The organism is Thalassotalea sp. 1_MG-2023, from assembly GCF_030546745.1.
Lineage (GTDB): Bacteria > Pseudomonadota > Gammaproteobacteria > Enterobacterales > Alteromonadaceae > Thalassotalea_C.
On the sequence record NZ_JAUOPD010000022.1, the window covers coordinates 45,317 to 57,076 of the forward strand.

General features: G+C 37.5%; 12 protein-coding genes. 6 read left to right on the plus strand and 6 right to left on the minus strand.

Translation table 11 applies throughout. From position 1 onward, the window contains the following. Position 1 precedes the first annotated feature (1 nt). Positions 2 to 292, minus strand: coding sequence for a PepSY domain-containing protein (locus Q4489_RS14755; protein ID WP_303481638.1), 291 nt, complete (start codon positions 290 to 292; stop codon positions 2 to 4). Positions 293 to 489: 197 nt separating this feature from the next. On the opposite strand from Q4489_RS14755, the gene Q4489_RS14760 reads away from it, so the two are divergent. Further along, positions 490 to 1,248 carry a choice-of-anchor H family protein gene (locus Q4489_RS14760; RefSeq protein ID WP_303481641.1) on the plus strand — a complete coding sequence of 253 codons (759 nt, stop codon included), beginning with the start codon at positions 490 to 492 and terminating at the stop codon, positions 1,246 to 1,248. Between the two features lie 50 nt (positions 1,249 to 1,298). On the opposite strand, the gene Q4489_RS14765 is transcribed toward Q4489_RS14760, so the two are convergent. Then, on the minus strand, positions 1,299 to 4,394 hold the full coding sequence (locus Q4489_RS14765; RefSeq protein WP_303481643.1) for an efflux RND transporter permease subunit: 3,096 nt from the start codon (positions 4,392 to 4,394) through the stop codon (positions 1,299 to 1,301). A gap of 5 nt (positions 4,395 to 4,399) precedes the next feature. After that, complete coding sequence (locus tag Q4489_RS14770; protein ID WP_303481645.1) at positions 4,400 to 5,452, minus strand: efflux RND transporter periplasmic adaptor subunit; 1,053 nt, start codon at positions 5,450 to 5,452, stop codon at positions 4,400 to 4,402. Between the two features lie 196 nt (positions 5,453 to 5,648). Here Q4489_RS14770 and Q4489_RS14775 point away from each other — a divergent pair, with 196 nt between their 5' ends. Then, on the plus strand, positions 5,649 to 6,191 hold the full coding sequence (locus Q4489_RS14775; RefSeq protein WP_303481648.1) for a hypothetical protein: 543 nt from the start codon (positions 5,649 to 5,651) through the stop codon (positions 6,189 to 6,191). A gap of 28 nt (positions 6,192 to 6,219) precedes the next feature. Here the strand turns inward: Q4489_RS14775 and Q4489_RS14780 are convergent, their stop codons facing one another. Next, positions 6,220 to 6,960 (minus strand): hypothetical protein, encoded by a 741-nt coding sequence (locus Q4489_RS14780; RefSeq protein ID WP_303481649.1) that lies wholly within the window; start codon positions 6,958 to 6,960, stop codon positions 6,220 to 6,222. Between the two features lie 176 nt (positions 6,961 to 7,136). On the opposite strand from Q4489_RS14780, the gene Q4489_RS14785 reads away from it, so the two are divergent. After that, positions 7,137 to 7,574 carry a hypothetical protein gene (locus Q4489_RS14785; RefSeq protein ID WP_303481651.1) on the plus strand — a complete coding sequence of 146 codons (438 nt, stop codon included), beginning with the start codon at positions 7,137 to 7,139 and terminating at the stop codon, positions 7,572 to 7,574. A 68-nt stretch (positions 7,575 to 7,642) separates the two neighbouring features. On the opposite strand, the gene Q4489_RS14790 is transcribed toward Q4489_RS14785, so the two are convergent. Both Q4489_RS14790 and Q4489_RS14795 read right to left on the minus strand, forming a co-directional pair. Next, positions 7,643 to 8,521 (minus strand): alpha/beta fold hydrolase, encoded by an 879-nt coding sequence (locus Q4489_RS14790; protein ID WP_303481654.1) that lies wholly within the window; start codon positions 8,519 to 8,521, stop codon positions 7,643 to 7,645. 113 nt (positions 8,522 to 8,634) lie between these two features. Then, entirely contained in the window at positions 8,635 to 9,222 is a 588-nt protein-coding gene (locus Q4489_RS14795; protein ID WP_303481656.1) for a PepSY domain-containing protein, read from the minus strand. 150 nt (positions 9,223 to 9,372) lie between these two features. On the opposite strand from Q4489_RS14795, the gene Q4489_RS14800 reads away from it, so the two are divergent. From Q4489_RS14800 to Q4489_RS14810, 3 genes are all read left to right on the plus strand, one after another. Beyond that, positions 9,373 to 9,834, plus strand: coding sequence for a GNAT family N-acetyltransferase (locus Q4489_RS14800; RefSeq protein ID WP_303481659.1), 462 nt, complete (start codon positions 9,373 to 9,375; stop codon positions 9,832 to 9,834). A gap of 119 nt (positions 9,835 to 9,953) precedes the next feature. Continuing rightward, positions 9,954 to 10,667: a ZIP family metal transporter gene (locus tag Q4489_RS14805; RefSeq protein WP_303481661.1), complete on the plus strand. Its 714-nt coding sequence runs from the start codon at positions 9,954 to 9,956 to the stop codon at positions 10,665 to 10,667. 112 nt (positions 10,668 to 10,779) lie between these two features. Next, positions 10,780 to 11,553 carry an ABC transporter substrate-binding protein gene (locus tag Q4489_RS14810; protein WP_303481664.1) on the plus strand — a complete coding sequence of 258 codons (774 nt, stop codon included), beginning with the start codon at positions 10,780 to 10,782 and terminating at the stop codon, positions 11,551 to 11,553. The last annotated feature ends 207 nt before the right edge of the window (positions 11,554 to 11,760 follow it).

Genomic DNA, 11,760 nt, shown 5'->3' on the forward strand with positions numbered 1-11,760 from the left:
TTTAATTTCCTACTATTTTTCCACTTACCGCATCAACTTTTACCGACACTACGTGGCCTTTATTAGTTAGCACTTTAACCCTGTAGCCTAGATTACCTTTTACGTTGGTACGTTGAACTTTCAAAATTTTGCCGCCAATACGCGCTTTTACCAAACGAGCTGCTTGTTGTGCATTTGCTACCCGATAAGTTTTTCCAGCTTCAAGAGGCTGAGCATAAACAGGGGTATAGCTGTTAAGTGAAAACAACATAACGATTAAAATAATGGAGCGAACTACCGTGCAAAAATTCATTTAAAATACCGTGTCAATGATAACAACCCTGTCAGTGTAAAAGTAATCGAGTTTGATGACAATCTATCAAGTAGAAACTGAATACGAACTGAACAAAAAACTTCCAATAAACCAAATAAAAACAAAATTATACCGTTCAGGAAACATTCAGAATAAACACGTTTTAATAAAGCATACTTTTATTTCGAGGACAGCTTATGACTCACACTATCACAACTATTGCTATATTAAGCGTACTATTGACGTTACCAGTAAATGCAGCTTCGCAAACGGCAGCAAGTAAAAGCATCTCTGCCTCCAAAGCAACATGGGATACTTCAACCGCTCTAAGTCAACTAAAAGATGGTGAACAGTTGGAAAATCCATTAGTAGGTCTATCTAGAGAGCAAGTAAAGCAACAAAAATCTGCAAAAAAACTTCTGACTACAAACAACCAAAAGTCGGCATTACGCGCTTACCACAGTTTCTCTATTTATCAAGGTTATGCCCAGCTTATTGAAGATTACGACCAAGATGGCTTTTTCCAAACCTTTAGTGTGACATTTGATGCTGATGTGTATAGTTATGATCACATCAATTCAGCGAAGGTTTATGCCGAACTGTATTTAAGTAAGAATGGCGGTGATTGGATCCACTATTATACCACTGAAGACTTTATAATTTATGGTGAGAATGAAAATGATGAATATGAAGTTTATACGACGTTAAATCAGGGCTATATTCCTGAATATTATGATGTATTAATTGATTTATATGAAGTTGGTTACCCTGATATTGTTGCGACTTATAGTGCAAACGATACGAACGATTTATACGCTCTCCCTCTTGAAAGTACCGATTATGATCCAGATTACGTCGAAGTTGTTTATGAAAGCGAAAGTCATGGTCACGGTGGTAGTATTTATACATTGCTAGCACTATTAGCGACGATAGGTTTACTAAAAATAAGACGTTAAAATAATGGCTTAACACAGTTAAATCTGTGTTAAGCCAACAAACCCCAGCGTTATTGTTTTAAGGGTTTTTCTTGAGCTTGGCTATCAAGCTTATTTTGTAAAAACTCAGGAGATTGAGTATTTTTCGCTAAAGCATAATACGCCGCAGGAATAATAAATAAGGTTAATAGCGTAGCAACTATTACACCAGTAAACACCACAACACCTATAACCATTCGGCTTTCAGCGCCAGGACCTGATGCCAATACAAGTGGTACTGAGCTCATTACCGTTGTTAATGATGTCATAATGATCGGACGTAAACGTTGCGCTGCTGCTTGCACAATAGCCTCTTTAAACTCAACGCCTTTATCGCGTAGTTGATTGGTAAACTCAACGATGAGTATGCCATTTTTCGCACTTAACCCAATCAACATAACAATACCAATTTGACTATAAATATTAATAGTTAACCCTGTAGACCATAAACCAAATAAAGCGCCAACTAAGCCTAACGGTACCGTTAACATGATCACAAACGGATGAACAAAACTTTCAAATTGTGCCGCTAACACTAAAAACGTTACGGTAAGTGCTAGAATGAACACGTAAGTCATCGCAGATGCACCTTCATAGAAAAGTTGTGACTCACCTTTGTAATCTATAGCACCATCAATGTCATTTTCTTCAGCAGCAACTTGATTAAGAAAGTTTAGCGCTTCTTCTAACGTATAACCGTCAGCTAAATTAGCGCTTAACGTGATTGCTCGCATACGATTATAACGATTAAGCCTTGAGGCGGTTGCCTCTTCCGTTAACGTTATTAAACTATCTAACGGGACCAACTCACTACTACGCGATTTTAAATAAATATTGGAAATGTCGGTTGGGTTGGTAAAGTCTTTTTTCGTACCTTTTAGAATAACATCATATTCTTCACCACGATCAATAAACGTAGTTGCTCGGCGTTGACCTAACATAGTTTCTAAGGTTCTGCCTATTTCTGAGACAGAAACACCTAAATCAGCCGCTTTATTCTTGTCAATATTAACAAGAAACTGTGGAAATGTTTCTTTGTAATCATGGTCGATACGAACCAAACCTGGGTTAGTTTCAGCACGCTTGATAATACGATCACGCCAATCAGCAAGCTGTGCGTAATCATTACCTTGTAACACAAACTCTATTGGACGAGAAGAACCACCGCCACCGATGCCACGTCGCATAATTGCAAAAGCACGAACGTCAGTAACTTCTTGCATTTTACCGCTTATTTCATCCATTACTTCCCATGTAGAGCGTTTACGCTCATCCCAATCAGCCATACCAACTATAGCTACACCACCTCTTCCGCCCCAGCCTGGCACACGAATTAACACACGACTTAACTCGCCAGATTCAGAATAAGGCATTAGTCTTTCTTCAATTTTTGCCATATTTGCTGCGTTATTCTCATAACTTGCGCCTTCTGGGCCATTCATCATTAAGAAAAAAGTACCACGATCTTCTTTTGGTGTTAGCTCGGAGGGCACTTGTTGATAAAGCGAATAACTTGCAAATCCAGTTAATATCATCGTGACGATTAAACTCCACTTTCGTAACATATTTGAACGAATTGAGTTTTTATACGCTTCTTCAATACGGTGAAACGTTTTATCCATCCATTGGCTAAATTTGCTTTCTTTTTCTGAAGCTTTCAATACTTTTGAACAAAGCGCAGGAGATAATGTTAACGCGGTAATACTAGAGAAAAATACCGCTGCACTTACTGCCATAGCAAACTCTGTAAATAACGCACCTATGCGACCATCCATAAATACCAACGGTACGAAGACGGAAATCAATACTAACGTTGTCGCGATAATAGCAAAGCCAACCTCTCTTGCACCTCGGTAAGCTGCTAATAAAGGAGGTTCGCCTAACTCAATTCGGCGGTGAATGTTTTCAAGCATCACAATAGCATCATCAACCACTAAGCCAATAGCGAGTACTAAGGCCAATAATGTTAATAAATTTATCGAGTAGTCCATCGCGAGTAAAAACATAAAACTACCGATCAAAGCAACAGGTACAGTAACAGCAGGGATCAATGTTGCGCGAATATTTCCTAAAAACAAATAAATCACCAGCACAACCAATGCCATAGATATGGCTAACGTTCGGTAAACTTCATCAATAGATTCTTTAATGAAAATAGACGAGTCATAGCTATCACCTATGGTGGTACCTTCAGGCAAATTACGTTTGATGTTTTCAAGTTCTGCTCGCGCATTATCAACAACGGTTAATGTATTAGCTTTTGCTTGTTTAACAATGCCTAAGCCAATCATGTTGCGGCCATTGCCTCTAAATAAGCTTTCATCGTCAGCCGCTTCAAGATGTACATCGGCAACTTCACCGAGGCGCACTAAATAGCCATCTTCACCGCGTTTAATAACGAGATTTCTAAAGTCCGTTTGATCTTTATAACTTCTTGCCGTGCGAACAGTAAAATCTCGATCTACAGATTCAATTTCACCGGCTGGAAGTTCAACATTTTCGCTTCTTAATGTGTTTTCAATATCACTACTTGTAATGCCACGCGCAGCCATAGCTTTGCGATTAAGCCACACCTTCATGGCGTATTTTCGCTCACCACCGACACGAACATTTGATACACCATCTACAACGGCTAATCGGTCAACAATAAAACGTTGCGCATAATCAGACAATTGTAATGAATTCATGGTGGTGCTGTTTAGAACAAACCAAGCTATTGGACTTTCATCACTGTTAGACTTTGACACCTCTGGCGGGTTAACTTGCTCAGGTAAGCTATCTAACGCTCGTGCAACACGTTCACGCACATCATTAGATGCAGCATCAATGTCTCGACTAATATTAAATTCAATCGTGATATTAGAGCGGCCATTGCGACTGGAAGAGTTAATACTTTTGATCCCTTCTATGCCCGAAATTCTATTTTCTAATACTTGAGTGATTTTGGTTTCAATGATTTCAGCACTTGCCCCAGTATAGCTGGTGCTAACACTGACGATTGGCGATTCAATATCAGGATACTCTCGCAATGGCAGCATGGTAAAAGCCACAATACCAAACGTTAATAACAACAAATTTATAACAATGGCAAAGACTGGACGCTTTACGCTTGTATCGGTAATTTTCATTTCAATTACCCCTTAATACTAACTTTGCTGCCAGAACGTATTTTAATTAGCCCTTCCGTTACAATTTGTTGTCCATCAGTTAAGCCTTCATCAATAGCAACCCAGCCATCATGGCGGCTAACAACATGCACTTCTACTTTGTTAGCAATTCCGTTTTCAATTGCATAAACAAAATGTTGATTTTTTAGTGGGATCACCGCTTTTTCTGGGATCATTATCGCCTGAGCTGAACTGAGTTGTAATGATGTCTCTAATAGCATTCCTGGTCTAAGCAAACCTTGTTCATTTGCAAAACTCGCGGTAACTTCCACACTTCGTGTTGCAACATCAATGCGAGAACTAATGTGCGTAACTTCACCAGTAAAAGTATGTTCAGGGTATGCATCATTTTTGGTCACAACTTTCATCCCTAACTGCAATTGCGCTAAATATTTTTCAGGTACTTTAAAATCAACTTTAATCACACTGATATCATCTAAGGTTGTGATGTTTGTCGCCGTATTCACAAAGCTACCAATCGAAACTTCACGCTTTCCCAATAGTCCGCTAAATGGTGCTGTTATTGTCATTTCGGCTAGTTTAGTTTTCGCACTTTCTAGTTGCGCTTTCGTTGCTTCCACCATGGAAACTTGCTCTTCTAACATTGATTTAGCTGTTGCTTGCGAGCGCGAAAGCTCCTTTAGCCGATTTAATTGGCGCTGTTCTTCATCTAAATTAATGCTTAACTCTTTTACGGCAATTTTTTCTTCTTCAGATTGTAATTGCACAAGCTTTTGGCCTTTAACAACAAAGTCACCATCATCAAAGAAAATATCGATAAGGTAATCACTTTGGGCACTTTTTATGTAAATCGCTTGATTAGCACGCGCACTTCCAATCGCCTCAATGAGCACTGCATTTTCTTGTAAGGTCGCTTTATGTGCCATAACTTGTGTTGCCGTACCCGCCATTGCGTTTTTTTCACCTTGGCTAGTCGGTAAATATAAATAAATACATAACCCTACCAAAAGGGTAATTATAAAAGGAAATAAGGCTTTACCTGATTGTGTTGAATACATCTTGGTCACACTCAAAAAATACATGAATATAGTATACAAAAGAATTAAAGTTAACGGAGGTCAGGTATCTCAGATAATTGTACATTTATCTTAAAAGTTCGACTCTTAATGGTTTATTGCTGCTTTAAAATACTTTATTTTAGTTTTTAACACGGTAAACTCAGTATTAAAGCAGTGTTCAATAAAAGGATTTTCTATGTTTACGCAGTATATAAAAAGCATACTTAGCTTTCATCGCGCACAACCCAAAGCACCCAACTTCTTCCTCGTATACGCACTTATTTGGCTTGCCCTGCATAACCAATTTTTTGTCACCTTTATTTCTACTTCAGGTAGTTTAAATAGCAAAATCAGTGCGGCCACTGCTAGCATTGAACATCAATACTTACTATCACTTTTATTCACTATCACATTTTTTGCGTTACGGTTGACTTATTTGTATTTCGTTACCAAAGCGAATGAAATTGCGGACGAAGACGCACCTATAGAAGACAAACTTGGTCATGACCAAGTATTTACAGAAAACAAAGACGTTATGCGTTTAGTTGTGCTGCTCGATGAAACTAAAGCCAAGCTTGCTTCAGCGAATAAAAAAGAAACTGAGTTATTGGAAGAAAAACAAGCCGTAATTCAAAAATCACGTGAATTGCAAACAGAGCTTGAGGAAGTTAAGGCAGATTTAGCCATTATGACCCAACAAAACGAAGTTCTTAAAAGTGAATTAACTCGAACCGCATAGGTTTTAGTTAGAGTATCCAACATCATTTTTACAATACTTGACTAATTTCATACGTACAATACAAACGGCCAGCATTACTCTTTTTATTATAGCTCGTCATTGGTATAAGTTGATAACCTTGCAATTCACCACCATTAATTTTACGTGAGAAAGCTGTGCGCTCAAAAATTAAGGTGTAGTCTATTTTCGGGCTATCGAGAAAAATAAATTTTTCTTCTTTAAGATGCCAAATTCCTTTAAACACATGCTCATTGTACAGTTTTTTTGATGCATCCCATATGTCTTCTTCAATACGAAATTGGCCATTTTTTTGTAATATTAACGTAGTTGAGTTTTGACAATCTCGTGCTGCGTATTCATTGAATAGAGGGATATCATACTCTTGTTCGATATGTATAGCGTTACGAGCAACGATATCATCGGGAACAATATATAACCCCATATTATTTGCACTAAAACTATGATTACTTGCAAGAATAAGCCCCGTATTATCAATCACAATACCTAGTTGGTTCAACAAGTTCATTACCTTTTCAGCTTGTTGTTTACTCCCCTTACTAGGCGCATAAATTAAGGTATTGTCACCTATTGTGTTTGGAAAGGGTAAGCGATTTACCTCTACTAACATTTCAGCTTGTGTTAACGAGTTTTTGATTTTATCTATCTCAGCTTGCTTTAAGAACTTACCATATAAATGCACTGTAGAAGGTGAGCTACAGCCAACAGTTAAAAACAGCAAACAACAGAGGAAAATTACAGGTAACTTCATGGTTTTAATTATAATTTTTAAATAGATGAACAGCATATTACATCATAAAGTAACATTCAAAGTATTAATTTTTTCAAAATGTAACTACACTGATGAAGACAACACCAATTCGATCAATCAACATAATTGGCCCTATTGGAATAAAAATAATAATCAATATAAATAAGCAGGTAACTATGAATCAACAGACTCCACCAGCAATACCAAAATGGTTTTTAATTGTCAGTATTATCGCTCTGATATGGAATATATTAGGGTTAATGGCATTTATCAGCCATGTAATGATGACACCTGAAATGATTAGCGAATTACCAAGTGCTGAACAAGCACTTTATCAAAATATGCCTATGTGGGCGACAATCGCTTTTGCCACCGCTGTAATCGCAGGTTCGCTAGGTAGTGCACTTTTATTACTGAAAAAATCAATCGCTAAACCGGTGTTTATTGTCTCTTTAATTGGCGTATTAGTGCAAAATTATCACAGTTTTTTTGTCATAGATTCAATGGCCGTTTACGGTAGCGCCAGCATTATCATGCCATTACTGGTTATCGTAATTGGCATCTTACTTATTGCTTTGTCAAATCATGCTATTGCAAAAGGTTGGTTAAAATAGCCTTACGCAAATAAGGGCTGTTCATGACATAACATTCATACAGCCCTTTCTCAGCTAATTTTATCTGCTTACTTATTTAACCAGGATACAAGTTCAGGAAAATGATCTTGTACTGCATTAGCATCGGTCAAAATATCAATATGATCGTAATCTTTTAAGTTACCTGCTTGCTTACTTAATAGTGACACTTTAGCCACTGGGTTGGTTTCTTCAACGAAAGCTTTCACATCGTCTATATGACCTAATAAATCATCATTAATACCAGTTAAGTGCCAAGTCTCAGGCCATTCAATGGTGTTTGCAGCATTACCATATTTATATTGATCAACGGGATCATGCCATGGATTTATCTTTACCCAATAAGTACACTCTTTCAAAAAGCGTCTTGTTTCATTATCTGCACCAAATTTGAGCTTAACAGCGTCAATGAAACCTTTTCGTTTAGCTAATAAAGGTGCTATACGGTTAAATAACACATCAACTTTCCAAAACTTATTGAAGGTCTTACGGTATACGCTTCGTTTCGTGCCGAAGCACACCAGCTTAGACACGTGGCTGTGTAAGGCCGGAAATCGAGCAAAGCTACTACAAAAAACAACGCCTCCCCATGAATGACAAATAACATGCATTTGCTTTCCGGTTTTTTCTGCCACGAAATTAACCAATGCGGGTATATCTGCAACGATCATTTCATGCTGGCCATGCTCCGTTGTTTCATGCAACGTCGGTATACTTAGACCTTTACCGCGCAGATCAGGTACGTATACATCAAAGCCTTGTTTAGCCAGATAACAAGCCAACCCCTTACCTGACTTGGTATAAAAAATTTTGCCGTTTTCAATGGTGCCATGTAGCATTAAAATTGGCATGCCACCTTCTTGTTGATAAATATGACGTACATGCAATTGATGCTCATCGCTTTTTACAAACAAAGACTGTTGTTTCATTAGTATCAACCCACATTTAAAAAGCTACAAAGCCTTCAGAAAAGGCAAATAGCTTACACAACAAGAGGTCTGACCTCAAGACTAGCGCTCACTTTAAAACAACAAAGTGTTCTCTATTTACGTGTGATTGTCATCCAAGTACCTACCCCTGCTAATACAACTATGAGTAACAGCCCGAATACGCCAAGGTATTGATCAAAGGTTTTATAACCCGTCCAACGCAAATAGTGAATATCATACATGGTGTTAATGAAGTCAGTATCTTGTCCTTGTTGTCTTAGTGATAATTGTGGCCAATTTAAAGTGATTGCTACGTTGGTTGTGGTTAGAATGTTGTTATTGGTGACAGACTTTATCTTGCCATAGCGAGTTTTGTTTACACTAATGGCATCAGCGACCAAGGCATTAACTTGTTTGTTAGATAAGGTATCAATAGCTTGCCAACTTGGCATAATGAAATGATGCCATTGCTCTTTATCTTTTAACATAACATGTTGGCCTAATACGGTATTTAACTGTTTTGTTTCAAGCCACTCACCTTTAGGTAGCTTTTCAACATAAGCTAACGGATATGTTTTAACATTAAGGGTTTGGTAAGCCTCTTGATATCCAGGTTTAAAGAAGAAGTAAGTACCCGTTATTGCCCAAGCAATAATAGGTAGTAACATGATCAACCCTAAAATTTTATGTATTTTACGCACAGAAACTCCTTTTATTTATGTAAATATTAACCTATTGATCTAGTTAGAATAAAGAAAATAAAGGTGAGAAGCAGAAAATGTAATAGATCGTTTTATCTTAAAAACCATATAATGTAATCGTTCACTTTTAACTTTATGAAACAACACACCATGAAATTAACCACGGCTACTCAACAACATATTCCGACAATAATGGCTTGGTTTCCTGATGAGCAAGCACTGTCTCTTTGGTCTGGCCCTGGTTTTCGTTACCCTTTCACCGAACGAACTTTTATAGATGATCTGAAGTTATCGACGTTATCGTCTTATGCCTTAATAAATGAAAACGGTGAGATAGTCGCGTTCGGCCAATTTTACTTACGCATGAATCGATGCCACTTAGGTCGCTTAGTTGTCAAACCAAGCGAAAGGGGCAAAGGTATAGCAACTATGCTCATTCAACAATTAAGTGAAATTGGCTGCAAGGTATTAAATACAAGTGAACTATCTTTATTTGTATTTACACACAACACATCAGCAACTCGAGCGTATCAAAAGCTTGGTTTTGTTTTAGCACAATATTCAGAGCCCATGCCAATTGAAAATTGTGTATACATGATCAAAAAAAATTAACATTGTTTATACTCTTCTAATACTAAACAAACGACGCTTGTTACCATGAAAATACTTTACTCGTCGCGTTGTTTTTATCACACTACCAATAGCATTAAAAAGATAAAAATATAATCACCATGGATTTATTGTTCACCGTTATTGTTTTAACACTTCTTTCCGGTTTAGCGATGCCTTTTGGTGCTTTGTTAGCAAAGATTGAACATATACACCCTTCATGGCTAAAAAGTGAATTACGCCATAGTGTAATTGCATTAGGGGCTGGGGCGCTATTATCTGCAGTAGCGTTAGTACTGGTGCCGGAAGGCACTTCCAACTTATCGCCACTTTCTGCCTGCTTAGCTTTTACCTTAGGTGGCGTAGGCTTTATGTTGTTAGATATTTTACTGAAAAAAATTAATACGCCAGCAAGCCAATTAGTTGCCATGCTGGCAGATTTTATTCCAGAATCCATCGCACTAGGGGCAGCGTTTGCCACAGGTAGCTCTAGTGCCTATTTAATTGCTCTGTTGATAGCCCTTCAAAACTTACCAGAAGGGTTTAATGCTTATCGAGAGCTCAAAGATGGTTCATCAATGAAATCTATCAGCATTATTTCATCTTTTATTGGATTAGCATTATTAGGCTCGCTATCGGGGATTTTAGGCTATACTTTCTTATATGACTTACCTAAAGTTCTGTCAGTGATCATGCTGTTGGCCTCAGGTGGTATTTTATATTCTATTTTTCAAGATATCGCTCCGCAGGTAAAATTAGAAAAACACTGGTCTCCACCATTATGGGCTGTCTTTGGGTTTATGTTTGGTATGCTCGGTCATATGTTAATGCATTAATAGTAATGCGCTGTACTAGAAAGGATTAACTATTATCACTATGTTGTTGCGATATGTAAGCTTACTTCTGCTCACCTTGAGCAGCTTCCACGTTTATTCTTGTACCGTTACAATGGGGTACCGCACTAATAATAAACTACCTCTTATTGAAAAAGCTCCCAATAATAACGGTGTTTATCAGCTTTTATTTTCCAAAGCGCTCGCCAAAATTAATTGTAAGTTAACAGTAATACGCGCGCCTAAAAAACGCATCCTGTATATGCTTCAAAAAGGAGAAATAGATTTTTACCCTGGCCTTGGCTTTAATAACGAAAGAGCTGAATTTACCCATTATTTTGAAAATGGTCTTCATTATCGTGCTGCTACCATTTCAAGATCAGATGTTGATGATTTAACCAGTTTTTCAGATATGCGTGGCAAAACTATTTTGATATCACAAGGCGCCAATTATGATAAAAAGGAACTTGAAGGCGTATATATTCGCTATGTTTATGACTTATCAATTGGTAAAGCTATTGAATTAATCTCACTAGAGCAAGCTGACTTTTACGCATATAACGAAGACGTCATGTTATATTACTTATCAAAATATCCGACAAAAGAAATCAAAGTACATCAGTGCTGTAGTAAAGATCACCCAATGTATTTAGGCTTTTCATTACACTCTAAGCACATCGATATAACACCGAACCCTACATTTAATGAGCAAGAGGTTTTGTCGGTCACAAACCAAAAACAACAATTAACACCTTCAAGCATTGCATATCAATTTCAACAAGCATTAAAAACCTTAGATATGAACGGCGACACGGCAAAAATTTGGCAACAATATAGTACAGTCAATATGCACGAAGGGACGGTATTAAACAGTACAAAAGATAATTAAACTCATGTCGCTTGTGCTCAAATAGACGAGCTAACCTCATGAGGAGCCAAGAAAGAATTGTTGATGAAAAAGTATAAAACTAGAGAATACTTTAAAACGATACAACGGCAACTCTAAGCAGTAATGTAACTAGAGCGTGTTGATCTTTGCTGTTTAAGTTTTGTTCAAGGTAAACGCCTTCTGATCGCGGCACTTGGATTCTTGCAT

Coding starts and splice junctions, on each gene's coding strand:
- Q4489_RS14755 (WP_303481638.1), bottom strand. CDS start 292: ATGAATTTTTGCACGGTAGTTCGCTCCATTATTTTAATCGTTATGTTG.
- Q4489_RS14760 (WP_303481641.1), top strand. CDS start 490: ATGACTCACACTATCACAACTATTGCTATATTAAGCGTACTATTGACG.
- Q4489_RS14765 (WP_303481643.1), bottom strand. CDS start 4,394: ATGAAAATTACCGATACAAGCGTAAAGCGTCCAGTCTTTGCCATTGTT.
- Q4489_RS14770 (WP_303481645.1), bottom strand. CDS start 5,452: ATGTATTCAACACAATCAGGTAAAGCCTTATTTCCTTTTATAATTACC.
- Q4489_RS14775 (WP_303481648.1), top strand. CDS start 5,649: ATGTTTACGCAGTATATAAAAAGCATACTTAGCTTTCATCGCGCACAA.
- Q4489_RS14780 (WP_303481649.1), bottom strand. CDS start 6,960: ATGAAGTTACCTGTAATTTTCCTCTGTTGTTTGCTGTTTTTAACTGTT.
- Q4489_RS14785 (WP_303481651.1), top strand. CDS start 7,137: ATGAATCAACAGACTCCACCAGCAATACCAAAATGGTTTTTAATTGTC.
- Q4489_RS14790 (WP_303481654.1), bottom strand. CDS start 8,521: ATGAAACAACAGTCTTTGTTTGTAAAAAGCGATGAGCATCAATTGCAT.
- Q4489_RS14800 (WP_303481659.1), top strand. CDS start 9,373: ATGAAATTAACCACGGCTACTCAACAACATATTCCGACAATAATGGCT.
- Q4489_RS14805 (WP_303481661.1), top strand. CDS start 9,954: ATGGATTTATTGTTCACCGTTATTGTTTTAACACTTCTTTCCGGTTTA.
- Q4489_RS14810 (WP_303481664.1), top strand. CDS start 10,780: ATGGGGTACCGCACTAATAATAAACTACCTCTTATTGAAAAAGCTCCC.